Origin of the sequence: Streptomyces sp. NPDC085900 (genome assembly GCF_044540925.1) — a bacterium.
GTDB lineage: Bacteria > Actinomycetota > Actinomycetes > Streptomycetales > Streptomycetaceae > Streptomyces > Streptomyces gilvifuscus.
The window spans coordinates 1-23641 of sequence record NZ_JBITSP010000014.1; the positions used below are offsets into that span (position 1 = coordinate 1).

Genomic DNA, 23641 nt, shown 5'->3' on the forward strand with positions numbered 1-23641 from the left:
TGTGGTGACCAGGGACAGGCCCAGGTCCGCGACCGACACCTCGGGGTGCGCCTGGGCATGCGCCAACAACCGCACCGCCTGATCCCGCAACGCCGGCTCGGTGCGTGCCGACAGCAGCCAGGCAACAGTTGTCTCGCTGTCCGACGGGATGTCCGTTCCCGTCGGCTCCCCGACGGGCTCGGGAGCTTCCTCGAGGATGACGTGGGCGTTCGTACCGCTGATCCCGAACGACGAGACACCGGCCCGGCGCGGACGGACGAACTCGGGCCACGCCTGCTCCCGCGTCAGCAGCTCCACCGCACCGGACGTCCAGTCCACGTGCGAGGACGGGACGTCCACGTGCAGCGTGCGCGGCAGCTTCCCCTCGCGCAGCGCCATCGTCATCTTGATGACGCCGGCGACGCCCGCGGCGGCCTGCGTGTGGCCGATGTTGGACTTGACCGAGCCCAGCCACAGCGGTCGGTCCTCCGGGCGGTTCTGGCCGTACGTCGCCAGCAGCGCGCCGGCCTCGATCGGGTCACCGAGCCTGGTGCCGGTGCCGTGCGCCTCCACCGCGTCCACGTCGCCCGGTTCCAGTCCCGCGGAGGCGAGGGCCGCGCGGATCACCTTCTGCTGGGAGCGGCCGTTGGGGGCGGTGAGGCCGTTGCTGGCACCGTCCTGGTTGATCGCACTGCCCCGAACCACGGCGAGTACCCGATGCCCGTTGCGGCGGGCGTCCGACAGCCGCTCGACGACCAGGACGCCGACACCTTCCGACCAGCCGGTGCCGTCGGCCGCGTCCGAGAAGGACTTGCAGCGGCCATCGGCCGACAGGGCGCGCTGGCGGGTGAGTTCGACGAAGATGCCCGGCGTCGACATCACGGTCACCCCTCCGGCCAGGGCCATGGTGCACTCGCCGTCCCGGATCGACCGGGCGGCCATGTGCAGGGCCACCAGGGATGCCGAACAGGCGGTGTCGACGGTCACCGCCGGGCCTTCCAGCCCGAGGGCATAAGCGACCCGGCCGGACGCCACGCTCGGCGTGCTGCCGGTCATCAGGTATCCCTCGGTGGCCTGGGTGCCTTCGTCGAGGCGGGGACCGTAGTCCTGGAAGGTGGCGCCGACGAACACGCCGGTCCGGCTGCCGGCCAGGGACCTCGGGTCGATGCCGGCGCGCTCGACGGCCTCCCACGAGGCCTCCAGGAACAGCCGCTGCTGCGGGTCCATGGCCAGCGCCTCGCGCGGGTTGATGCCGAAGAACTCGGCGTCGAAGCCGGTCGCGTCGAGGAAACCGCCCTCGCGTACGTAGTGCTTGCCGGGCGCGTTGCCCTCGGGGTCGTAGAGGCCCTCCAGATCCCAGCCGCGGTCGGCGGGAAAGGCACCGATGACGTCCCGGCCCTCGGCGACCGTGCGCCACAGCTCCTCCGGCGAGTCGATCCCGCCGGGGAAGCGGCAGCTCATGCCGACGATGGCGATGGGGTCGTCCTCTGCGCCCTCCGAGTCCTCGCCTGCCGGGGCGGGCCGCGGCCGCTTCGCCGTGCCGTCCTCGGCCGGCAGCGTGTCGGCATCCACGTCCGTCAGTCGCTCTTTTAGGTGGGCGAGTACGGCGTCCGGTGTGGGATGGTCGAAGACGAGGGCGGACGGCAGGTCCAGGCCGGTCGCCCGGGCGAGCCTGTCGCGCAGTTCCACGACCATCAGCGAGTCGAAGCCGAGCTCCTTGAACGGGCGGCCGGTGTCGATGCCGTAGGGGTCGCCGTGCTCCAGCACCGCGGCGACGGTGCCGCGCACCAGTTCCTCCAGCGCCTGAGCCAACCGCTCGCCGGACAGCGCGGCGAGCCCGGTCCGTGCCTCGTTGCCGTCGCCCGGGTGTGTGGTCGCCGTCGGCTCGGGCAGCGATGCTGCGACGCGCCGTACCGGTGTGCCGGCGGTGCCGCGCAGTGCGGCCGGGACGGTGGCGGGATCGGCGGCGTCGATGGCGGCGCGGTCCAATCGGGCCGCGACGGCCAGCACGGCGGGGACCCGGGGTGCAAGGTCGAGCAGCCCGAGGGCCTCGGAATCGGACAGCGGCCGCAGGAAGCCGTCGTCGTCCTCGTCCCAGTCACCCAGGGCCACGGCCTGGGCGGGCAGTCCCGCGGCCTGTCGCCGCTCGGCCAGCGCGGCCAGGAAGGCGCCCGTCGCCGCATCCTGCGGCGACCCGCCGCCGAGGGCCGCGGCGGTGGAGGTGAGCAGGACGAACGCGGACAGCCGCAGCGGCCTGGTCAGCTCCTCCAAGTGCAGCACGGAGGCGATCCGGTCGCGCACCGATGGTCCGTCCGCGTCGGTGGCGGTCGTGGCACCCGTCCCGGACGGGAAGTCCACATGGACCACCGCGGTCAGCGGCCGGTCGGTGGTCACCCGCTCCAGCAGGCCCGCGAGGGCGCGCCGGTCGGCGGGGTCGCAGGGCTCCGCCACCACCTCGGCGCCCAGCGCGCCGACTTCGCCGGCGAGTTCCGCGACCTCGGCCGAGACGTCCGCGCCGGGCGCGGCGACCACCACTCTGCGCACCCGGTGCGTGGTGACGAGATGCCGGGCGACGGTCGTGATCCGTCCCTCGCTCCCACCCGTGAGCAGCACATTGCCGCCGGTCTCCCACACCGGGACGGGACTCACCGGCGGAACGGCCGGCACCAGCCGTGGCACCAGCGGCTCACCGCCGCGCAGCGCGATCTCCGGCTCCGGCGAGGCGAGCGCCGCCGGCAGGCCCTTGAGCGATTCGTTGCCACCCGCGACATCGACCAGGGTGATGCGGCCGGGGTGCCGCCGCTGGAGCGACCGCACCGGGCCTCGCGCGGCGGCGGCCACCGGATCGGGCGCCTCGTTGTTCGAACCCGTGGTCACGGCACCGCGGGTGATCAGGGCGAACCGGGTGCCGTTCAGCCGCGGGTCGGCCAGCCAGGCGCTCAGCGTCCCGGCGATCCGGTTCACCGTCGCCTCCACGGCGTCGGCGGTGTCCACGGAAGCGCCGGGGCACGACAGGAGCGCCAGGTCGGGAACGTCCTGGGCGCAGGCGTCGACGAACCCGGCCGCGTCCAGGTGCAGTCGGACGCCGGTTGTGGCGGTGGTCAACGCGGCGGACAGGCCGAGCACATCGGCGCCGACGAGCGCGACCCGGCCCTGCGGGCACCGGTGCCGGAACCCGGCGTGCCCCTCGGCGCGCCGCCACTCCACCCGGTGCAGGGCGTCATGTACGGACGCACGGGCCGCGCCCAGTTGTTCGGCGGTGACCGTGCGGACGGTCAGGGAGCCGACGGCGGCGACCGGCCGGGCCGAGCCGTCGGTGAAGGTGAGGGACACGCTCTCGTCCGCGGCCGCGCTCACCCGCACACGCAGAGCATCCGCGCCGGTCGCATGGAGCCGCAGGTCGTGCCACTCGACGGGCTGTGCCGGCGACATGGGCCCGTGGGACGGTTCGCCGTCTGCGCGGAGGAGCCGCAGCGCGGCGTCCACGAGCGCGGGGTGGAGCCCGTACCGATGGGCCTCCTCCGTCTGCTCCCGGTCGACCACGACCTCGGCGAACATCTCGGCACCGCGCCGCCAGGCCGCCCGGGCGCCGGCGGGCGCGTCGACGGCCACGGCGTCCCGCGGCGGCCAGGGCTCCGGCTGCTCCCTGCCGAGGGCCTCCGCCTCCGGGACGTCGGCTGCGGGGGACAGCGTGCCGTGGGCGTGGCGGGTCCAGCGCGCACTCCGGCCCGCGTCCTCGGGACGGGCGTGCAGGGTGAGGGAGCGTCGTCCGGCCTCGTCCGCCGGGCCGACGACGACCTGGAGCTGGACCGCGCCGTCGTCGGGCAGGACCAGCGGTGCAAGGACCGTGAGACGTTCCACACGCTCGGCTCCGGCGATTGCCCCTGCCTGCAGGGCCAGTTCGGCGAAGGCGGCCGCCGAGACCAGTGGTGCGTCCGGCAGCGTGCGGTCGAGCGGGGCATGCGGGTCCTGTGCCGACAGCCGTCCGGTCAGCAGGAGTTCATCCGCCTCGGCCCGCTCCACGACGGCCCGCAGCAGGGGATGCGGTACGGCGTCCAGCCCGGCAGCACCGACGTCCGCCCGCTCCCGGACGGCGGCGGCGAGCCAGTACCTGTCCCGCTGGAAGGCGTAGGTCGGCAGCGCCACCCGGTGCCCGGCACGGCCACCGCCCGCGTCGGTCAGGAGCACCGCCCAGTCCGGCTCGGCGGCGCCCATGGCGTGCAGTTCCCCCGTGGCGCCGAGCAGTGTGCGCACCTCGGGCCGGTTGCGCCGCGCGGACGGCACGACCGTCGGCTTCGCGTCTGGGGGGAGGGTGTCGCGGGTCATGGCGGTGAGGACGGCGTCGGGGCCGATCTCGAGGTAGGTGGTGACGCCGAGGGTGTGCAGTTCGTTGATGCCGTCGGCGAAGCGGACGGCTTGGCGGGCGTGGCGGACCCAGTATTCGGGGGAGGTGATCTCTTCGGTGGTCGCGGTGCGTCCGGTCAGGTTCGATGTCAGCGGCACCTGGGGTGGCAGGTAGGTGAGGCTTTCGGTGACCTGCCGGAACTCGGCCAGCATGGGTTGCATGTGGTGGGAGTGGAAGGCGTGGGAGACCTGGAGGAGTTTGGTCCTGCGTCCTTGGGTCTGCCAGTGTTCGGCGATGGTGTGGACTGCCGGTTCGTCTCCTGCGATGACGGTGGAGGCGGGGCCGTTGAGTGCGGCGATCTGGACGCCGTCCACCAGGGTGGGCAGCACCTCGGCTTCCGAGGCTTGCAGGGACAGCATTGCTCCGCCCGGGGGCAGGTTCTGCATGAGCCGGCCGCGGGCTGCGACCAGGCGGCAGGCGTCCCGCAGAGACCAGAGCCCGGCCGTGTATGCGGCCGCTATCTCGCCGACGGAGTGGCCGGTCAGGTAGTCGGGTCGTACCCCCCAGCTGTGCCACAGGCGGGCGAGTGCCACCTCGAAGGCGAACAGGGCGCACTGGGTGTAGCGGGTCTGGTGCAGCAGTCCTTCGGTGTCGTCGGTGAACATCACCTCGCGCAGGGGGCGGTCCAGGTGGGTGTCCAGCTCTGTGCAGACCTCGTCCAGCGCGGCCGCGAACACGGGGAAGGACTCGTACAACTCCCGTCCCATACCGGCCCGCTGACTGCCCTGACCCGTGAACAAGAACGCCGTCGAACCGGCCTCACCCCGCACTCGTCGTACCGGCGGCGCGGCGGGCGTGCCCTGCGCCAGCGCGTCGAGGGCGCTCAGCAGTTCGTCGTGACCGTCGGCCAGGACCACGGCGCGCTGTGCGAAGTGGGTTCGGGTGGTGGCGAGCGAGTACGCCACGTCCGTGAGCGGCGTCGTGGGCCGCTCCGCGAGATGCGTACGCAGGCGTGCCGCCTGGTCGCGCACTGCCTGCTCGGTACGCCCCGACAGCGTGAACGGCAGGACGGATCCGGTGCGGTCTTGATCGGTGGGTGCCGGTGCGTTCCGCCAACGGGACAGCACGATATGGCAGTTGGTGCCGGCCATACCGAAAGAGCTGACCCCTGCGTACACCTCTCCGTCGGGCAGGGGCAGCAATTCGGTGTTGACGGTGAGGTTCAGCTCGTCGAGCGGGATGGCCGGGTTGGGCGCCCGGAAGTTGAGGCTCGGCACAAGGGTGCCCTCGCGCAGGCAGAGCAGGGCCTTGAGGAGTCCGGCTATCCCGGCCGCGCCCTCCAGGTGGCCGATGTTGGTCTTCACCGATCCGACGGGCAGCGGGTTTCCGGGACGACGGGCGCGGCCGAGCACCGCGCCGAGGGCGGCGGCCTCGACAGGGTCGCCGACGGGGGTGCCGGTGCCGTGGAGTTCGACGAACCGTACCGCGGCGGGGTCGACACCCGTCCGGTCGTAGGCGCGGCGCAGCAGGTCCTGCTGGGCCTCGGCGCTGGGAGCGGTCAGAGTGGCGCCGCCGCCGTCGTTGTTGACGGCGCCGCCGCGGATGACGCCGTGGATGACGTCGCCATCCGCGAGGGCCCGGCTGAGCAGCTTCAGGACGACGATGCTCGCGCCCTCGCCACGGACGTAGCCGTCGGCGCGTTCGTCGAAGGTGAAGGCCCGGCCCTGCGGGGACAGCGCACCGAACTTCTCGGCGACGGCGAAGCCTTCGGAGGTGAGGTTGAGGCTGACCCCGCCGGCCAGGACGAGCGTGGCCTCGCCGCTTACGAGTTGCTCGCAGGCGAGTTGGACGGCGACGAGGGACGACGACTGGGCGGTGTCGACGACGAGGGAAGGGCCGCGCAGGCCCAGGGCGTAGGAGACGCGGTTGGCGATGACGCCGCGGCTGACGCCGGTGATCGTGGTGTGGGTCGCGGCGTCGGCGCCGCGTTCGTGGGCGAGCTTGGCGTACTCGTCCCACATCGCGCCCACGACGACGGCGGTGCGGGTACCGCGCAGGGTGGCGGGGACGATCCCGGAGTGCTCCAGGGCCTCCCACACCAGTTCCAGGACGAGCCGCTGCTGCGGGTCGACTCCGGCGGTCTCGCGCGGGGAGATACCGAAGAACTCGGGGTCGAAGTGGGCGACGTCGTCGAGGTATCCGGCGGGTGCCCGGTTCCCGGCCCGCAGGTCCGTCCGGTCCGCGGGTGGGCCCGACAGGGCGTCCTGGCCGCCGCGCAGAAGCTGCCAGAAGGCTTCCGGGTCGCCGGCGCCGGGGAATCGGCAGGACATTCCGACCACAGCCACCGCATCGCGCGGCAGGTCGTGCCGGACGGTCTTTCCGACCTCGGTTTCGAGGGACATTTTCTTCCTTCCGGAAATACGGGGTGGCCTGCCGTGTGGGGGCATGCGAGTACTGGGGCAGCCGGGCAGGGGAAACAGGCCCGTTCAGGCGTGAAGGGGAGGGAAATTCGGGGGAGGGGCAAGGGGGAATTGCATTCCGCCGCGTGACGGAACGACGGACGACCGGCGTTCAGGCGTAGTTGTAGAAGCCCCGGCCCGACTTCTTGCCCAGAATTCCGCACTCGACCATGCGCAGCAGCAATGACGGCGGGGCGTACAGCGGTTCCTTGGTCTCCTCGTACATGGCCTCGGCTATGGCCGCCGTGGTGTCGAGGCCGATGAGGTCGGCGAGCCGCAGCGGTCCGAGAGGGTGCGAGCAGCCGAGCTCCATGCCGCGGTCGATGGTCTCGGCGGTGGCCAGGCCGGTGTCGACCATCCGGATCGCGGAGAGGAGGTAGGGGAACAGCAGGGCGTTGATGACGAAGCCGGCCCGGTCGGGTGCCTCGATGACGGTCTTGCCGAGCGTGTCGGTGACGAAGCGGGCGGCGCGCTCGGTGATGTCCCGCTCGGTGAGCACGGAAGGGACGATCTCCACCAGAGGCAGGACCGGGACGGGGTTGAAGAAGTGGATGCCGACGACATGGCCGCTGCGCTCGGTGACGCGGGCGAGGCGGGCCACGGACAGCGAGGAGGTGTTGGTCGCCAGGATCGCTTCGGGGTCGGTGACGACCTTGTCCAGGAACGTGAACACCTCCCGCTTGACCTGCTCGTCCTCCTTCACCGACTCCACGACCAACTGCCGGTCGGCGAGGCCCGCCAGATCCGTGGTGAAGTCGATGCGGGCCAGGGCGGCGTCGCGGTCGGCCTCGTCGACGCGTCCTTTGGCCACGGCGCGGTCGAGCGAGCCGAGGATACGGCGGCGGCCGCGCGCGGCGGAGGCGTCGGAGGAGACCGCGATGCGGACATCGAGCCCGGCGCGGGCGCTGATCTCGGCGATTCCGGCGCCCATGGTGCCGCAGCCGACGATGCCGACCCGTTCGATCACCGGGCCCTTGTAGGTGCTGTGGGGTGCCGTAGTGGTCATGCCGTCACCGCCCAGCGCATCAGCGTGGTGCCCATCGCCATGCCGCCGCCGAACCCGGCCATGAGCACCAGGTCGCCGTCGCGCAGCGCCCCGGAGCGGTTGGCGTCGTCGAGGGCGACGGGCACGGAGGCGCTGCCCACATTGCCGTAGCGTTCCAGCGTGCGGTGGGTGGTGGCCCGGCCGAGCCCGCTGACCTCGACCAGGTCGGTCAGCATCACGCCGTTGGCCTGGTGGGGTACGAAGTGGTCGACGTCCGTCATCGCGAACCCGGCGCGGTCGACGATGCCGCGCAGAGCGCCCGGAACGTTCTCGGCGACGAAGTCGCGTACTCCGCGGCCGTCCATGCGGAAGTGGTGGCCGCCGTCGGCGACCGTCTCCGCGGAGGCGGGCCGCCGGCTGCCGCCCGCCTCGACCCGGATGAGGGCATGGGCGTCGCCCCGGCTGACGAGGTCGGTGTCGAGGATCCCGTACGGCTCGGGGACGTGGCCCACGACGGCCGCACCGGCCCCGTCGGCGAAGAGCACCGCGGTCTTGCGGTCGGTGAGGTCCAGAATCCGGGAGTAGACGTCGGCGGCGACCACCAGCGCGTGCGCGCCGGGCCGGGAAGCGACGAGACTGCGGGCGACCTCGAGGGCGTATACGAAGCCGCTGCAGACGACGTTGACGTCGAGGCAGGCGGCGCCGTACGCGCCCAGCCGGTGCTGGATCAGGCAGGCGGTCGGGGGCTGGGGGAAGTCCCCGGTGGAGGTGGAGACGACGAGGTAGTCGAGCCGCTCGGGCGGGAGGCCGGCCTGTTCCAGGGCCTTCTCGGCCGCCTTGACGCCCAGATCGGAGGTGGCCTCGTCGGGTGCCGCGTACCGGCGGGAGCGGATCTGGGTCTTGCGCTCGATCCACTCGGGGGTCACACCGGCCCGGCGTGCCACCTCCTCGTTGCTGACCTCGTCCTTGGGCAGGTACGAGCCCGTTCCGAGGATGCCTATCGCTTGGTTCACCATGTCGGTCATGTCTCCCGCGGGGCGTCAGCCGGCCAGCGCCGGTATTCGGGTCTGCTGCGACAGGTCGCGCAAGGGGTTGAGCGTCTGGGCGCCGATGCGTTCGCGCAGTTCGGGGTCGGTGACACCAAGACCGGTCTCCGGTGCCAGGGCGAGGACGCCCACCTTCCCGATGTGCCGGTTGTTCTGCACGAGCCGGGCGGCCTCGGCGGTGTCGGCGAGGGGATACACCTCGGAGAGGATCGGCATCAGCTTCCCGAGCTGGAACAGGCGGTTGCACTCCCACTGCTCCTGGAGGTTGGCCGCGTGGCTGCCGATGATCCGCTTGAGGTTCATCCACAAGTAGCGGTTGTCGTACCGGTGCCAGTAGCCGGTGCTGGAACCGCAGGTGACCACGGTGCCGCCGCGCCGCACGACGAACACCGACAGCGGGAAGGTGGCCTCGCCGATGAAGTCGAAGACGACGTGCGGGTCCTCGCCGGTCTCCCGGCGGATGACCCGGCCGAGCCTGCGGCCGAGTTCGGCCGCGCGTTCGGGAGTGAGTTCCTCGTCGCCGCCGAGTCCGATCTCCTCGCGGTTGATGACGACATCGCATCCGAGCCCGCGCAGCAGCCGGGCCTTGGCCTCGGAGCTGACCACACCGACCGGGATACCGCCGGCGTTCTTGACCAGCTGGACGGCGAAGCCGCCGAGTCCGCCGGTGGCGCCCCAGATCAGCACGATGTCGCCCTGCTTGATACGGGCACCGCGGTCACTGACGAGCATGCGGTAGGCGGTGGCGGCGGTCAGCATCGTGCTCGCCGCTTCCTCCCAGGTCAGATGGGTGGGCTTGGCGAGCAGCTGGCTGGCCCGCACGACGGTGTAGTGGGCGAGCCCGCCGAAGTTGGTCTCGTATCCCCAGATGCGCTGTTCGGTGCCGAGCATGCCGTCGGCGTGGGTGGCCGGCTCCTGGTCGTCCACCTGGACGCAGCTGACGGTGACGTGGTCGCCGGCCCGCCAGCGGCGCACTCCCGCGCCCACTCGGACGACGACGCCTGCGGCGTCCGAGCCGAGCACGTGGTACGGCTGGTCGTGGCGCTCCGCCCAGCCGCCCTGCGCGCCGAACTTCCGCAGGAAGCGGAAGGTGGACACGGGCTCGAAGGTCGCGGACCAGACGGTGTTGTAGTTGATGGAGCTCGCCATGACCCCGACGAGTACTTCGTCGGGGGCCAGTTCGGGCATCGGCACCCGGCCCACGTGGATCGAGCGGCGTACGTCGGGATCCGCGTCGCCGCGGAACATGTCGACGTCCTCGGCTCGGGTGTGCACGGCGAGGTAGTCCTCCGGGAGGGGTTCCCGCTCCAGGATCTCGGCGCCGGCTCCGTTGAGCAGAGCATCAGCCAAAGAGTCCATGCCAGTCCTTCGTCATCGGCGGATGTCCGCCGCACGGCAGGGCGAAACGCGCACAGGCCGGCAGCGGGCAATCGAGAAAGGGAAGCCGAGCCGCAGCCGATGGCGGACGGCGCCGCCGTGAATATCGGGCTGCTCGGTTCTCGTTGGGGAAAAGGGCCGGAATCCGGCACGTCGCTGGGTCGGAATCCGGTGCACTCGGGCGCCGGGAACACCTACGGACGATCCCCCGAACTTCCGTTTGCAATAAAACATTACGGGGCGGGAACTGATGTCCCCTACCCCTTACCACCCCTAGAGCCCCCTAAGGTGGCCGGAATTGAGGCGGTTTTCGGGACGGCGACGCTGCCGCCCGGGGCGCGGTCGGCCGGCTCAGGCGGTGAGACGGGTCAGAGCACGCGACAGGCGGCGGGCACCGCGGGGGCCCATGGTCTCGGCTTCCGCGCGGGCGGCGGCCACCAACTCCTCCGCCTGGAGGGCGGGAACGTCGTAGGGGAAGGTCGCGGTGGTGCGGACGACCCAGGCCAGCGAGTCGGCGGGCGCGGTGCGCCGCCAGGCGGTCAGGGCCTCCAGGGCCGCCAGGGGTCCGGACGCCCGCTCCATGTCGGTGGCGTCCTCGCTCCCGGCCTCGCCACTCGGCCACTGACGGCAGATCACCCAGTACGTGGGTGCCGGGCTGCCCGTCGCAGGGCGCGGGACGGTGTCGGTCACGGGGTTCTGCTTCTGGTGGTCGCTCATGACGTCCTCTCAGCTAAAAACCTTCATGAAGGTATTCTTTGTGGTCAGAGGTGTGCCGACGGTCCTTCCGGGTCCGTCGGCTCCCTCGACAGGCCGCCGCCTCCGCTCACATCGGAGCCGTCCGGCGGGCGTTCGGCAGCCGCGCGAGGAGCTCGGGGGAGTCCCCCACCACGGTGGGGTGCCCGACCTCCAGCAGCATCGGCAGATCGGAGACATGGTCGCCGTACGCATGGCAGTCGGCGGGGTCGATGTGCGGATGGCGGGCCAGTAGCGCGCGCACGGCCCGCCGCTTGCCCTCCCCGATCACCGGCTCGCCGGCCACCTCGCCGGTCAGTACCCCGTCCGCCACGGCGGGCCGGGTGCACAGGACGTGGGCGGCGCCGCATTCCTCGGCCAGCGGATCAAGGACGGCGGCGAACGAGCCGGAGACCAGGGCCAGTTCGGCACCCTCGTCCCGGTGGCGGCGCAGTGCGGCGTACGTGGCCTCGACGAAGAGGCCGCCGGCCGACCGGCGGGCGGCGTACCAGCGCCGCCCCGCCTGCCGGACCTCCCCGAGGAGCTCACCGCGCCAGGCCCTGTAGTACAGGGCGTTGGCCTCCTCCCGCCCCGCTCCGGCGGCGGTCGCCGAGGCGAGCCGCGCCCGCACGGCGGTGGCGTGTCCTCGGCCGTCGGGGCCATGGCGCTCGGCGAAGTAGTGGTCGAGGAACTCCAGCAGGCTCTTGCAGTGGATCAATGTCTCGTCCACGTCGGAGAAGACCAGATACGCGGGTTCACCCGGCCGGGACAGGGTGGCGGCACCACGGCCGGCCCGATGAGTGCTCATCGGACGGCCGCCGTGGCCACGTCGGCGTACGCGTCGGCGGCCGGTCCGAGACGCAACACGCCGTGGGCGGCGATGGTGTGCAGATCACGCCAGCAGCGCTGGAGCTCACCGTCGTCCTCCCGCGCATGGACCCCGCCCGTGCGGAACAGCCGCTCGACCGCGCCGACCAGCAGGTCCGTGGCGACCGCCGTGTCACGGCGGTTGAGCGCCACGGCGGTCGCCACGGCCCGGGCGTCGGCCGGGTCGACCTCGTCGCCCCGGCCGGCGGCCGCCTCCAGAAGCAGCCGGGCCGCCTCGGCCTCGGCGGAGGACCGGGCCAGCGCCGCGCGCGCCGGGCCGTCGACAGGCAGGGGCGCGACACCCTCCGGCCCGGACGGCCGGAGGGCCCATCGTGTCCAGGCCGCCAACGCGTGGCGGGCGGCGCCCAGACCGGCCGCCGCGAAGATCAGTCCCCCGCCGAGCATGGCCGGCAGGGCGTGACAGCGGGCGTGTCCCGCCCCCCGCGTACCGGCGAGCAGCTCCGCCAGCGGAAAGGTGCGACGGTGTGGCACCAGGACCCCGGACGCGGCGACGGTGTGGCTGCCGGTGCCGCGCAGACCCGTGGGGTGCCAGCTGTCGAGCACCCGTACGTCCGCGGTGGGTACCGCGAAGACCCGTACGGCAGGCCGGTCGTCCGCGGCGTCCTGGTCGGCGCGCCGTCGGTCGGCTGCCGAGGACCCACCGGAGGTGTCGTCCCGGCCGTCCACCTCGACGCGTCTTCGACCGGCTGCGGTTGCCGCCGGGTCCCGATCCTCTTCGACGGCCGCGAGCAGCACCCAGTCCGCGGAGCCGACACCGCTGACGCAGGACCACTGGCCGCGCAACCGCCATCCGGCGCGCTCACGGACCGCGGTGCCCGTCGGCGGCATGATCCCCGCGGCGATCCGGACGTCCGGGGAGGCGGCCCACAGGTCACGCTGCCCCTCGTACGGCAGACACGCGGCGAACCGGCCATGCGCCGCGTACAGGGCCGCGACCCAGGCGGCCGACGCACAGGCCTCCCCGACCGCCGCCGCACGGGTCAGCAACTCCCCGAAGGTCCCCTCGTCGCCTCCCCATCGCCGCGGCACGAAGTGCCGGCTGAACCCCGCGCGGGTCAGCGCGTCGACGACCTCGGGGTCGAGACAGCGGTCGAGGTCCGCCGCGGTCGCCCTGGACGCGGCGGCCACGACCGCGCTTTCCAGGGTGTCGGAGGGTGAGCCGCGCGAAATCGTGGGCCGCGCGGGCGGAAGCTCTGTGACAGTCATGCCATGCCCTTCTTGGCAAACTGATGGCTATGCGGTCGAGTCGGGATCACGACCGGACGACCGTGGGCCGCAACGGCGGCCTGGGTCGAGGAAACGCGCAGAACGAGGCAACGGTCATGGCGACGGCCACGGAGCGCGTCGCACGGACGACCGCCGGAAAGGACCGCACGCGCACGGGCATTCCGTCATGGCGGAACGCCTGCGGCGAGACCTCGGTGAAGTGGACTCCGGAACGGAGGTACACGGTGCCCCGACGGGGCACGGGGCGGTGCGTCAGGCGACGCCCTCGCGCTCGGCCACTGGCAACGCCGCCCACGTCATCGCGGCCGTCGCAACGCCCCGGCCGGACTGCACCGCGTCCACGCGGAGCTCACCGGCTCCGCCGCGTGCGGCGGGCTCATAGCCGTTCTGCACCTCGAGCCGGATGGGTGCGTCCAGTTCCGCGAACGCCACGCAGTCGATGCTCACCGCCGTCAGGAAGGCCGAGACGCCCGCTTCCGTGTAGACGGTGGACATACGGCTCAGGAGATGCCCGAGCTGACGGAAGCCCTCCAGCATCACCATCATGGGAACATGATCGGTGGGGTGGTCGAACAGCACGGCATGCCCCACCGACGCGCGGATCTGCCAGTCCGAGGAACCGGCACGCTCCAGCACGCAGTCCTTCTCCCGCAGGCGGCCCACGCACGCGGCGGGAATCCTGGTCCCCTGCTGTGTGACCAGCGTCTGAGTCCCGGCGGCCGGCGCCGCCCCGCGACGCCGCAGGATGCCGTACCGCTTGGCGTCCACGGCGATCGCCGAGATCGAGCCATGGCCGCAGACCCGTCCGGCGATGGTCAGCTCCACGTCCACGCGCAGCGAGATCCGGTTCGGCGGCCTGCTGTCCACTTCGGTCCAGCGCGCCTCCAGGACCGGCTGGAGCGGCACGCCGGTGACCCGGAACATCTCGGGGTCGGTTATCTCGAAGTGGAAGTCACTGCCGATGAAGTGATGCGTGAGCGGTACGTCGTAATAGGCGTGCGCCAGATAGACCATGGACTGCCGGATGGTCTCCGCGAAGAGCAGCGGATCGCTCAGGCCGTCGCCGTCCGGGTAGTACAGGGCGTGGTCTCGGGGCCACTGGGCCGCGACCAGGAACCGGTCTCCACCGAGGGCCTGCGCGTCTGTGAGGAACACCTCGGACAGGGCGGCGCGGTGGACCATGTGCCGGGGCACGGTCTGAAGATGGCTGAGGCGGTGGCCCGAGGCCTCGGATATGTGGATGCCCCTCACGGGCATGACTGACCTGTCACGCATAACTCCCCCATTTGATTAGCGTGGTGCAGGACCGTTGTCATCCGACACGGTGGCAGTGAGAATATACCTTCGCGAAGGTATCTACAAGATGTTCCGGACCCCCCTCCGTCCCCCGGGGAGCCGTGACACGAGGTGCAGGACAAAGGAGTTGCCGTGGCACTTCAGACGGCCAAGAACGAAGGCGCAGGAGCGACCAATGCCAAGGGTGCGCTGCTGAAGCAGGAACGCGCGCTGCAGACCCGGCAGACGGTGCTGGCGGCGGCTGCTGAGATGTTCGCGAAACACGGGTTTCCCGCGGTGACCGTCATGCACGTGGCCGAGTGCGCGGAGATGACCAAGGGGGCGGTGTACTTCCACTTCACCAACAAGGAGGCGCTCGCGGAGGCGGTGGTCGACGAGTTCTACCGCAGGCTGCCGCTCATCGTGGCGCCGGTACGCGATCTGGGCCTGCCTCCTCTGCAGGCGGTCGCCGAGGTGCTGATCCGCACGGCCCTCGCCTTCAAGGACGACCGGGTGATCCAGGCAGGGGCCCGGCTGCAGATAGAGCGGTCGTACATCGGCACAGAGCTGCCGGCGCCGTACACCACCTTCCAGTCCATGATCGAGGAACTGTTCTCCCAGGCCAGCGAGGAGGGCGCGCTGCAGAGCCGTCTCTCCCCCGGGGGCTACGCCCGGGTCCTGGTCGCCGCCTTCTTCGGCGCGCAGCACATCTCGTGGGTCCAGTGCAATCGCGAGGACATCGAGGACCGTGTCCGGGAGATCATCGAGGCGGTCATTCCCGACCGAGTCTGATCGTTCACTCGCCGGGCAGTGTCCTTGCGGGGTCACCAGCCTCGTTGACGCCACTCCGGCAGATGGGGCCGCTCCGCGCCCAGCGTCGTGTCGTTGCCGTGCCCCGGATAGACCCAGGTCTCGTCCGGCAGCACGTCGAAGATCTTCGTCTCCACGTCGCGGATCAGGCTCGCGAACGCCTTCGGATCCTTACGGGTGTTGCCGACCCCGCCCGGGAAGAGGCAGTCGCCCGTGAACACATGGGGATGCCCGTGCGGGTCGTCGTAGACGAGCGCGATCGAGCCCGGCGTGTGCCCGACCAGATGGCGCGCGGTGAGCTCCACCTGCCCCACCCGGATGGTGTCGCCGTCGTCGACCAGGACGTCGGTCGGCACCGGGATGCCCGAGGCGTCGTCCCGGCCCGCGTACGTGCGCGCCCCGGTGGCCGCGACGACCTGGGCGAGCGCCTGCCAGTGGTCCCCGTGCTGGTGCGTGGTGACGACGGACGCGATGCCGTCGTCACCGATCATGCCGAGGAGGGTGTCCGCGTCGTTGGCCGCGTCGATCAGCAACTGCTCGTCCGTGGCCCGGCAGCGCAGCAGATAGGCGTTGTTGTCCATCGGGCCGACCGCGATCTTGGTGATCATCAGGTCCTTGAGCTCGTGCACGTCCGCCGGGCCGCCGACCGTCACCTGTCCGCTGTACGTCATGGCGGTCAGCCTATAGCGGGGGAGGGTGCCGGACTCCCCGCCGAAGGCCGCGCCCGCGGACGAGGGGAGCCCTCGCCCCTACAGCGGCGGCAGTCCGGGAAGCGAGCCGCCTCGCACCGTCAGCCCGGAGCCGTCCCGGCGTCCCGCGAGCCAGCCCAGCAGCTCGGGTGCCGGACCCGTCACCGTGATCTCCGCGTCCGCCGCCTCCCGGCCGGTCCGCCACGCGCGCGTACCGTCCGTGAGGCGCGTCGGCGGCACGTCCGGGTGGCCCGAGAAGCGGTCGGCCAGGAAGGCGATCTCCCGCTCCGTGAACTGCTCCGGCAGGTGCTCCAGCTCGTATCCGATGCCGAGGTCCACGTGGTGCAGCTCCACCTCCACCCACCGTCGGAAGGGCACCCGCGACGCCGAGTCGGTGACCCCGTTGCGCAGCTCCACCGTCCGCGACCAGTCCGCGGGCGCCGCCCCCGCAGCCTGGAACCGGGCCGCGCTCTCGCGCAGGTCGGCGAGCTGCGTCTGCAGGGGGCGCGGCGCGTCACGCTCGATGTCGGCGTCGCGGGCCTTCCCGGAGACGTACATGGGGCGGCCCTCCAGGACGTTCACGAGGGCGTCGGCGTTGCGGGCGAGGTGCGCGAGGACGTGGCCGCGGGTCCAGCCCGGCAGCCGTGACGGCTCGGCCACCGACGCGTTGTCCAGTTCGGCGGCTGCGGTGAGCAGCCGGTCCGTCGCGTCACGTACAGACGCCAGGTCATGACCGTGATCAATCATGGTGCTGACCCTAGCCTCGCCACACCTTTGGGTGAAGGTGGTGAAGCAGTGCCGTAAATCGAAAGCACGTGCTATATGGTCGGGAGTGGCGTCGGGCATGCTGGATGGTCGGGGATTGTTATGCAACCCGGAATCCGACCGGCGTTGTCAGTGGCTCCCCCTAGTGTGAGAAGACACGGGGGCCTCGCCCCTGTCACTTCTCTCAAGAAAGGTGCGGACCGGCGTGGCCGACCGTCTCATCGTCCGTGGCGCGCGCGAGCACAACCTGAAGAATGTCTCGCTCGACCTGCCGCGCGACTCGCTCATCGTCTTCACGGGCCTGTCGGGGTCGGGCAAGTCCTCGCTGGCCTTCGACACCATTTTCGCCGAGGGGCAGCGCCGCTACGTGGAGTCGCTCTCCTCGTACGCCCGCCAGTTCCTCGGCCAGATGGACAAGCCGGACGTCGACTTCATCGAAGGTCTGTCGCCGGCTGTCTCCATCGACCAGAAGTCGACCTCGCGCAACCCGCGCTCGACGGTCGGCACGATCACCGAGGTCTACGACTACCTCCGGCTGCTCTTCGCGCGCATCGGCAAGCCGCACTGTCCCGAGTGCGGGCGCCCGATCACGCGCCAGTCGCCGCAGGCCATCGTGGACAGGGTCCTGGAGCTGCCGGAGGGTAGCCGCTTCCAGGTGCTGTCGCCGCTGGTGCGGGAGCGCAAGGGAGAGTTCGTCGATCTCTTCGCCGACCTGCAGACCAAGGGCTACAGCCGGGCGCGCGTGGACGGCGAGACCGTCCAGCTCTCCAACCCGCCGACGCTGAAGAAGCAGGAGAAGCACACCATCGAGGTGGTCGTCGACCGCCTCACGGTGAAGGACTCCGCCAAGCGCCGCCTCACCGACTCCGTGGAGACCGCCCTCGGCCTGTCCGGCGGCATGGTCGTGCTCGACTTCGTCGACCTTCCCGAGGACGACCCCGAGCGCGAGCGCATGTACTCGGAGCACCTGTACTGCCCGTACGACGACCTGTCCTTCGAGGAGCTGGAGCCCCGCTCCTTCTCCTTCAACTCGCCCTTCGGCGCCTGCCCCGAGTGCACCGGCATCGGCACGCGCATGGAGGTCGACCCGGAGCTGATCGTCCCCGACGAGGACAAGTCCCTCGACGAGGGCGCCATCCACCCCTGGTCGCACGGCCACACCAAGGACTACTTCGGCCGCCTCATCGGTGCCCTGGCGGACGCGCTGGGCTTCCGGACGGACATCCCCTTCGCGGGCCTGCCGCAGCGCGCCAAGAAGGCCCTCCTCTACGGCCACAAGACCCAGATCGAGGTCCGCTACCGCAACCGGTACGGCCGCGAGCGCGTGTACACGACGCCCTTCGAAGGCGCCGTCCCCTTCGTCAAGCGCCGGCACAGCGAGGCCGAGAGCGACTCCAGCCGGGAGCGCTTCGAGGGCTACATGCGCGAGGTGCCCTGCCCCACCTGTGAGGGCACCCGCCTGAAGCCGATCGTCCTCGCGGTCACGATCATGGGGAAGTCGATCGCCGAGGTCTCGGCGATGTCCATCAGCGACTGCGCGGACTTCCTGGGCGAACTGAAGCTGACCGCCCGCGACAAGAAGATCGCCGAGCGCGTGCTGAAGGAGGTCAACGAGCGGCTGCGCTTCCTGGTCGACGTCGGCCTGGACTACCTCTCCCTCAACCGCGCGGCCGGCACCCTGTCCGGCGGCGAGGCCCAGCGCATCCGCCTGGCCACCCAGATCGGCTCCGGCCTCGTGGGCGTCCTGTACGTCCTCGACGAGCCGTCCATCGGCCTGCACCAGCGAGACAACCACCGGCTGATCGAGACCCTGGTCCGGCTGCGCGACATGGGCAACACGCTCATCGTCGTCGAGCACGACGAGGACACCATCAAGGTCGCCGACTGGGTCGTCGACATCGGCCCCGGCGCGGGCGAGCACGGCGGCAAGGTCGTGCACAGCGGCTCCCTGAAGGAGCTGCTCGCCAACGCCGAGTCGCAGACCGGCCAGTACCTGTCCGGCAAGAAGGCGATCCCGCTTCCCGACATCCGCCGCCCGCAGGACCCCTCCCGCCGGCTCACGGTGCACGGGGCCCGCGAGAACAACCTGCAGGACATCGACGTCTCGTTCCCGCTGGGCGTCTTCACGGCCGTCACCGGTGTGTCCGGTTCAGGCAAGTCGACGCTGGTCAACGACATCCTGTACACGCACCTGGCCCGCGAGCTGAACGGCGCGCGCAACGTCCCCGGCAGGCACACGCGCGTGGACGGCGACGACCTCGTCGACAAGGTCGTGCACGTCGACCAGTCGCCCATCGGCCGCACCCCGCGGTCCAACCCGGCGACCTACACCGGTGTCTTCGACCACATCCGCAGGCTGTTCGCCGAGACCACCGAGGCGAAGGTCCGCGGCTACCAGCCCGGCCGCTTCTCCTTCAACGTCAAGGGCGGCCGCTGCGAGAACTGCGCGGGCGACGGCACGATCAAGATCGAGATGAACTTCCTCCCGGACGTCTACGTCCCGTGCGAGGTCTGCCACGGCGCCCGGTACAACCGGGAGACGCTGGAGGTCCACTACAAGGGCAAGTCCATCGCCGAGGTCCTGAACATGCCCATCGAGGAGGCGATGAACTTCTTCGAGGCCGTCCCGGCGATCAACCGTCACCTCTCGACGCTGAACGACGTCGGTCTCGGCTACGTCCGCCTCGGCCAGTCCGCGACCACCCTCTCCGGTGGTGAGGCGCAGCGCGTGAAGCTCGCCAGCGAGCTGCAGAAGCGCTCCACGGGACGCACCGTCTACGTCCTCGACGAGCCGACCACCGGCCTGCACTTCGAGGACATCAGCAAGCTGCTCAAGGTGCTGTCCGGCCTGGTCGACAAGGGCAACACCGTCATCGTCATCGAGCACAACCTCGACGTCATCAAGACCGCCGACTGGGTCGTCGACATGGGTCCCGAGGGCGGCGCCGGCGGCGGACTCGTCGTCGCCGAGGGCACGCCCGAGGAGGTCGCCGGAGTTCCGGCCAGCCACACCGGCAAGTTCCTCCGCGAGATCCTCAACGCTGACCGGATCAGCGACGCGGCCCCGGTGAAGGCCCCGCGCAGGACGGCGGCGAAGAAGACGGTCGCGGCCAAGTCGACGGCGAAGAAGGCGGCGACCGCCAAGGCCGCGACGACCAGGAGCACGACGGCCAAGACCGCCGACAGCACGGCCGCGAAGAAGGCCACGCCCGCGAAGAAGACCACACGGGCACGCAAGGCCTGAGGTCGCCGGACGACGGAGAAGCCACGGCGCCCCGCAGGAGTCCCTGCGGGGCGCCGTTCGTCACAGGTCGCCGAACGCGTCTCCGAGTTCGGAGGCGTACGGCGGCTCCGCGCCCGCCCGGGAACACGTGACCGCGGCCGCCCGCGCCGCGAATCGCAGCAGCCTCGTCCACCCGTCGGCGCCCAGCCCCAGGAGCCCCTCGGGGGACAGGGCGTCCCGGGCGGCCAGACCGTGCAGCAGAGCCGCGTTCACGGTGTCGCCGGCACCGATGGTGTCCACGACCTCGACCTTCTCGCCCGGCACGGAATGCACCGCGCCGTCCGCGGTGTAGACGCTCAGCCCGTCACCGCCATGGGTGATCACCACCGCCGAAGGCCCCGCGGCCAGCCACTCGCGCGGGGTGCCGCCCAGCCACAGCGCGTCCTCCTCGGAGAGCTTCAGCAGCGACACCGACGGCAGCCAGCTCTTGAAGCGCGCGCGGTAGGCGTCCGCGTCCGGGATCAGTCCCGCCCGGATGTTCGGGTCGAGCGCGGTGAACACACCCTGTTCGGCGGCCGTTCGCATCAGCTCCTCGTAGGCGCTCGCACCGGGCTCCAGGACGAGCGAGCACGTCCCGAAGGACACGGCGCGTGTCCCGGCGGGGAGGGCCTCGGGCGCGGTGAAGAGCCGGTCGGCGGTGCCCTCGACGTAGAAGGAGTAGGCGGCCGAGCCGTTCCCGTCGATCGTGGCGACCGCGAGCGTCGTCGGCTCGGGGCCGCGCTGTACGGCCGACACGTCCACGCCGGCTTCCCGGAGCCCGTCGAGGAGGGCCTCGCCGAAGGCGTCCAGCGAGGTACGGGAGCAGAACGCCGTGGGGGAGCCGAGGCGGCCGAGGGCCACGGCGGTGTTGTACGGGCCGCCGCCGAGCGCCGGCTTCAGCCCGGCGAGGGCACCCGTGCCCTGCGGTACCAGATCGATCAGGGCCTCACCGGCGACGACGATCACGAGACGGTTCCTCTCTCGAACTGCACGGACTGCGGGTACTGCGCGGACCTGCCGCGCTCGGCGGACAGCTCCGCCTCACCGGACCGCTCTGACTCGGCGGACCGCTCCGCCTCACCGGACCTCTCGGGTTCCGGGCACCCGCACGAAGTCCGGTGGACGAAGGCGCAGGGCAGCCGCACGGTGCGGGCGGGCCGGTCCGGTGCGGCGAGGCGGTCCAGCAGGAGCCGTACCGCCTGGGTGCCGATCTCCCTGCCGGGCTGGGCGATCGCGGTGAGCCGTGGGGAGAAGAGATCGGCCCAGGGGAAGTCGTCGAAGCAGCACAGGGCGATGTCGTCGGGCACGGACAGACCGCGGTCGCGCAGGGCGCGCAGGGCACCGAGGGTCATCGCGTTGTTGGCCGTCACGAGTGCGGTGGGCGGGGCGGCGAGAGAGAGCAGGGCGGCCGTGGCCCGTTCGGCACCGGCCGACTCCGAGTCGCCGTGCACCAGGAGACGCTCGTCGTGGGGGAGGCCCGCGGCGGCGAGCCCCTCCCGGTAGCCGGCGATGCGTTCACGGGTGGTGCTGAGGCCGGGCAGCCCGGCGATCAGGGCGATGCGGCGGTGGCCGTGTCCGGCGAGGTGGGCGACGAGCCGTGCGGTCGGTTCGGCGCTCTCGGCACAGACCTGGTCGAAACGCAGGCCGCCGTCACCCGACGCCGGAGCCCCCTCGGGCGAAGCCGCGGCCGTCTCCACCAGCCGGTCGAGGAACACGGTCGGTACCTCATGGCGCGCGAGGTAGGCGACGAGTTCACGAGGGTCGGCCGAGGGAGCGACGATCATGCCGTCCACCCGCCGTTCGTGCAGCAGCTGGACGACCGTGCGCTCGTGCGCGGGATCGTCGTGCGGGTCGGCGATGAGCAGGCCGTGGCCCGCGTCCAGGGCGGCCGATTCCACGCCCTGGAGGATCTCCGTGAAGTACGGGTTCCTGATCGCCGAGACCGCGAGCCCGATCGACCGGGTGCGGGAGGTCACCAGGGAACGGGCCAGGGTGTTCGGTGTGTAGCCCAGCCGCTCGATCGCGTCCAGGACGGACTGCCGGGTGTGCGGCAGCACCGGCCGGGTGCCGTTGAGGACGTGCGAGACGGTCGCCACGGACACCCCGGCGCTCCGCGCGACATCGGCCATGGTCGGCACCGCGTCCTCCTCTCCGTACCACATGCTCCAGGCCGGAACGTACCTCATTCCCTGCCCGACGTAAACGCTTACGCAAGCGTTTAACTCAACGCCACCCCGACCCGCGGGCCAGCGGTCGCCCGGGAGTATCGTCGCCGTGCACCACCCCCTCACCAGCGGAGCCCCGTATGCCTGCCCGCCCTTCCCCGAGCCGTCGTACCGTCCTGCGAGGCGCTGCCCTCACACCTGTGGCCGGTCTCGGACTCGCCGCCTGTTCGACGGGGGCCGGGGCGGAAGGGGCGCCCGCCACACCGACGGCGCCCGTCGAACTCGGCCCGGGATCGGACGTCGCCAAGGGCGGCGCCGAGCTCTACCGGGATCACAACGTCGTGGTCAGCCGGGCCGAGGACGGCTCGCTGAAGGCGTACAGCACGATCTGCACGCACGCGCAGTGCCCGATCAACAAGCTGGAGGGGACGACGTTGATCTGCCCGTGCCACGGCAGCGAGTTCGACGCCAGGACCGGCAAGGTGCTGCGCTCCCCGGCCACGGAGCCGCTGCGGGAACTGTCGGTCAGGACCGCGAACGGCAAGATCGTCGCGGGCCCGCTCAGCTGAGGAAGCGCGCCCCGGCCGCGTCGAGGCAGCTGCCTGGCAACCCTCGTCGAGGGCTCACTCCCATTCCCAGCCGATGCCCACGATCCCCGTGCGCACCCGGGGCTCGACGAGGTGCACCGAGTGGTGGTGGCCGCTGAGGGCGAGTTCCTGGCGACCGCCGCGCGGAGCGGCGGCGGAATGCTGGGCGAAGCGATGGCAGCGCACCGGCAGCGCGCGTTCGTCGAAGCGCACCTGGAGGGCGTACTGGCCGCCGGCCGGCCCGAATCCGCGGACGTACTCGCGGCAGACGCCGGCCGTGCCGTCCTCGACGCAGTAGCGGAAGAGGAAGGTGTCCCCGGCCCGCAGCCGGGTGTCGAAGAGCAGTTCGGCCACGAGGACCCCGGCGTCGTGGTGGGCGCGCACGCGTCCTGTGCGGCAGTTCTCCAGGGCGTGCACCCGCATGCGCTCCGGCGCGCATCCCGGGTCACCTTGGTGGACGGCGACGAAACGGTCGATGCCGTCCTTGTGGGCGCGCACGATGTGCTGCGACTCGCGCCCCGACAGCTCGCGCCGCGGGCCGATGCGCACCCGCTCGTGGTGCCCGAGGGTGTGCAGGCCGCCGTCCGGCGGCAGGCGCAGCTCGGTCAGCATCCGGTCCAGGACGTCCGAGGCGGCGACCAGGGAGCGGTAGGAGCGGGCGGCGGGCCGTTCGCCACCGGTCCGTTCGTCGGTCTCGGCGAGCAGCCGTATCAGTGACTCCTCCGGCAGCTGGAGTATCTCCTCCAGGGCCCGCACGGCCCGCAGTGATTCCGGGCGCTGCGGCCGCCGGGCGCCCTGCTGCCAGTAACTCAGGCTGGTGACGCCGACCTTCACCCCGTGGCGCGACAGATGGTGCTGCACACGCTGCAGCGGCAGCCCGCGGGCGGCGATGGCGGCGCGCAACGCGACGTGGAAGGGCCCGCCCCGCAGGGCCGATTCCAGTTCCGCGCCGACGACGGCGGCGACGTCCGCGTGCTGTGTGGCGTGCGGCATGCAGGGGGCCTTTCTGTGAATGCTCGCTACGGCTGGTCGGGCCGGTTTCGTGCGAAG

The 23641-nt window shown here is 71.6% G+C and carries 16 protein-coding genes; 3 read left to right on the top strand and 13 right to left on the bottom strand.

The features are described 5' to 3' along the window. From ACIGDI_RS36245 to ACIGDI_RS36280, 8 genes are all read right to left on the bottom strand, one after another. Positions 1–6726: type I polyketide synthase (locus tag ACIGDI_RS36245; RefSeq protein ID WP_399905956.1), on the bottom strand; the 6726-nt coding region annotated here is incomplete at its 3' end. A gap of 169 nt (positions 6727–6895) precedes the next feature. Then, complete coding sequence (locus ACIGDI_RS36250; RefSeq protein ID WP_399905959.1) at positions 6896–7789, bottom strand: 3-hydroxybutyryl-CoA dehydrogenase; 894 nt, start codon at positions 7787–7789, stop codon at positions 6896–6898. Continuing rightward, entirely contained in the window at positions 7786–8784 is a 999-nt protein-coding gene (locus tag ACIGDI_RS36255; RefSeq protein WP_399906416.1) for a 3-oxoacyl-ACP synthase III family protein, read from the bottom strand. The genes ACIGDI_RS36250 and ACIGDI_RS36255 overlap by 4 nt, the downstream gene beginning before the upstream one ends. 24 nt (positions 8785–8808) lie before the next feature. Next, positions 8809–10173, bottom strand: coding sequence for a crotonyl-CoA carboxylase/reductase (gene ccrA, locus ACIGDI_RS36260; RefSeq protein WP_399905962.1), 1365 nt, complete (start codon positions 10171–10173; stop codon positions 8809–8811). A gap of 369 nt (positions 10174–10542) precedes the next feature. Then, positions 10543–10908, bottom strand: coding sequence for a hypothetical protein (locus ACIGDI_RS36265; RefSeq protein ID WP_399905965.1), 366 nt, complete (start codon positions 10906–10908; stop codon positions 10543–10545). Positions 10909–11014: 106 nt separating this feature from the next. After that, on the bottom strand, positions 11015–11731 hold the full coding sequence (locus ACIGDI_RS36270) for an HAD family hydrolase (protein ID WP_399905968.1): 717 nt from the start codon (positions 11729–11731) through the stop codon (positions 11015–11017). After that, entirely contained in the window at positions 11728–13017 is a 1290-nt protein-coding gene (locus tag ACIGDI_RS36275; protein WP_399905971.1) for an oxidoreductase, read from the bottom strand. Before ACIGDI_RS36275 ends, ACIGDI_RS36270 begins: the two co-directional genes overlap by 4 nt. Before the next feature lie 273 nt (positions 13018–13290). After that, positions 13291–14232, bottom strand: coding sequence for a ScbA/BarX family gamma-butyrolactone biosynthesis protein (locus ACIGDI_RS36280; protein ID WP_399905974.1), 942 nt, complete (start codon positions 14230–14232; stop codon positions 13291–13293). Positions 14233–14466: 234 nt separating this feature from the next. Here ACIGDI_RS36280 and ACIGDI_RS36285 point away from each other — a divergent pair, with 234 nt between their 5' ends. Beyond that, positions 14467–15105, top strand: a complete 639-nt coding sequence (locus ACIGDI_RS36285) for a ScbR family autoregulator-binding transcription factor (RefSeq protein WP_399905976.1) — start codon at positions 14467–14469, stop codon at positions 15103–15105. Between the two features lie 32 nt (positions 15106–15137). On the opposite strand, the gene ACIGDI_RS36290 is transcribed toward ACIGDI_RS36285, so the two are convergent. Both ACIGDI_RS36290 and ACIGDI_RS36295 read right to left on the bottom strand, forming a co-directional pair. Next, entirely contained in the window at positions 15138–15794 is a 657-nt protein-coding gene (locus ACIGDI_RS36290; RefSeq protein ID WP_399905979.1) for an MBL fold metallo-hydrolase, read from the bottom strand. A 78-nt stretch (positions 15795–15872) separates the two neighbouring features. Further along, positions 15873–16559: a maleylpyruvate isomerase family mycothiol-dependent enzyme gene (locus ACIGDI_RS36295; RefSeq protein WP_399905982.1), complete on the bottom strand. Its 687-nt coding sequence runs from the start codon at positions 16557–16559 to the stop codon at positions 15873–15875. 223 nt (positions 16560–16782) lie between these two features. Between ACIGDI_RS36295 and uvrA the strand changes: the two genes are divergently transcribed. Further along, a complete protein-coding gene (gene uvrA, locus ACIGDI_RS36300) occupies positions 16783–19821 on the top strand; it encodes an excinuclease ABC subunit UvrA (RefSeq protein WP_399905985.1) in 3039 nt (1012 codons plus the stop codon). 60 nt (positions 19822–19881) lie between these two features. On the opposite strand, the gene ACIGDI_RS36305 is transcribed toward uvrA, so the two are convergent. Together ACIGDI_RS36305 and ACIGDI_RS36310 are read right to left on the bottom strand one after the other, a co-directional pair. After that, complete coding sequence (locus ACIGDI_RS36305) at positions 19882–20805, bottom strand: carbohydrate kinase (protein ID WP_399905988.1); 924 nt, start codon at positions 20803–20805, stop codon at positions 19882–19884. Continuing rightward, positions 20802–21977 (bottom strand): LacI family DNA-binding transcriptional regulator, encoded by a 1176-nt coding sequence (locus ACIGDI_RS36310; protein ID WP_399905990.1) that lies wholly within the window; start codon positions 21975–21977, stop codon positions 20802–20804. The genes ACIGDI_RS36305 and ACIGDI_RS36310 overlap by 4 nt, the downstream gene beginning before the upstream one ends. A 167-nt stretch (positions 21978–22144) precedes the next feature. On the opposite strand from ACIGDI_RS36310, the gene ACIGDI_RS36315 reads away from it, so the two are divergent. Further along, positions 22145–22573 carry a Rieske 2Fe-2S domain-containing protein gene (locus tag ACIGDI_RS36315; RefSeq protein WP_399905993.1) on the top strand — a complete coding sequence of 143 codons (429 nt, stop codon included), beginning with the start codon at positions 22145–22147 and terminating at the stop codon, positions 22571–22573. Between the two features lie 54 nt (positions 22574–22627). On the opposite strand, the gene ACIGDI_RS36320 is transcribed toward ACIGDI_RS36315, so the two are convergent. After that, positions 22628–23584, bottom strand: coding sequence for a hypothetical protein (locus ACIGDI_RS36320; protein ID WP_399905996.1), 957 nt, complete (start codon positions 23582–23584; stop codon positions 22628–22630). Positions 23585–23641 lie beyond the last annotated feature (57 nt).

What these genes read in the sequence shown, in the direction of transcription:
- ACIGDI_RS36250 (WP_399905959.1), bottom strand. Translation starts at nt 7,789, where the DNA reads ATGACCACTACGGCACCCCACAGCACCTACAAGGGCCCGGTGATCGAA.
- ACIGDI_RS36255 (WP_399906416.1), bottom strand. Translation starts at nt 8,784, where the DNA reads ATGGTGAACCAAGCGATAGGCATCCTCGGAACGGGCTCGTACCTGCCC.
- ccrA (WP_399905962.1), bottom strand. Translation starts at nt 10,173, where the DNA reads ATGGACTCTTTGGCTGATGCTCTGCTCAACGGAGCCGGCGCCGAGATC.
- ACIGDI_RS36265 (WP_399905965.1), bottom strand. Translation starts at nt 10,908, where the DNA reads ATGAGCGACCACCAGAAGCAGAACCCCGTGACCGACACCGTCCCGCGC.
- ACIGDI_RS36270 (WP_399905968.1), bottom strand. Translation starts at nt 11,731, where the DNA reads ATGAGCACTCATCGGGCCGGCCGTGGTGCCGCCACCCTGTCCCGGCCG.
- ACIGDI_RS36275 (WP_399905971.1), bottom strand. Translation starts at nt 13,017, where the DNA reads ATGACTGTCACAGAGCTTCCGCCCGCGCGGCCCACGATTTCGCGCGGC.
- ACIGDI_RS36290 (WP_399905979.1), bottom strand. Translation starts at nt 15,794, where the DNA reads ATGACGTACAGCGGACAGGTGACGGTCGGCGGCCCGGCGGACGTGCAC.
- ACIGDI_RS36295 (WP_399905982.1), bottom strand. Translation starts at nt 16,559, where the DNA reads ATGATTGATCACGGTCATGACCTGGCGTCTGTACGTGACGCGACGGAC.
- ACIGDI_RS36315 (WP_399905993.1), top strand. Translation starts at nt 22,145, where the DNA reads ATGCCTGCCCGCCCTTCCCCGAGCCGTCGTACCGTCCTGCGAGGCGCT.
- ACIGDI_RS36320 (WP_399905996.1), bottom strand. Translation starts at nt 23,584, where the DNA reads ATGCCGCACGCCACACAGCACGCGGACGTCGCCGCCGTCGTCGGCGCG.